This is a genomic window from Modestobacter sp. VKM Ac-2978 (genome assembly GCF_026968025.1).
Lineage (GTDB): Bacteria > Actinomycetota > Actinomycetes > Mycobacteriales > Geodermatophilaceae > Modestobacter.
In genome coordinates this window covers 1-349 of sequence record NZ_JAPVBP010000021.1, presented here as the reverse complement: position 1 = coordinate 349, position 349 = coordinate 1, and the positions used below count along the sequence as shown (strand labels likewise).

Annotated in this window: 1 protein-coding gene; it reads left to right on the top strand. The window is 68.8% G+C overall.

All coding sequences use genetic code 11. The features are described 5' to 3' along the window. Positions 1–349, top strand: a 349-nt coding sequence (locus O2W53_RS23800) for a sigma factor-like helix-turn-helix DNA-binding protein (RefSeq protein ID WP_269165530.1), incomplete at both ends; no start/stop codon positions are given.

The following is a 349-nucleotide window of genomic DNA, read 5'->3' as shown; positions in this document are numbered from 1 at the left end:
TGGAGATCCAGCAGTACGCCCGGGAGCCGATCAGCCTGGACCAGACCATCGGCGATGAGGGCGACAGCCAGCTCGGTGACTTCATCGAGGACTCCGAGGCCGTCGTGGCCGTGGACGCGGTCAGCTTCACCCTGATGCAGGACCAGCTGACGTCCGTGCTGCAGACGCTGTCGGAGCGGGAGGCCGGCGTCGTCCGGCTGCGGTTCGGGCTCACCGACGGCCAGCCGCGCACCCTGGACGAGATCGGCCAGGTCTACGGGGTCACCCGCGAGCGGATCCGCCAGATCGAGTCCAAGACGATGTCCAAGCTGCGCCACCCCAGCCGCTCCCAGGTCCTGCGCGACTACCT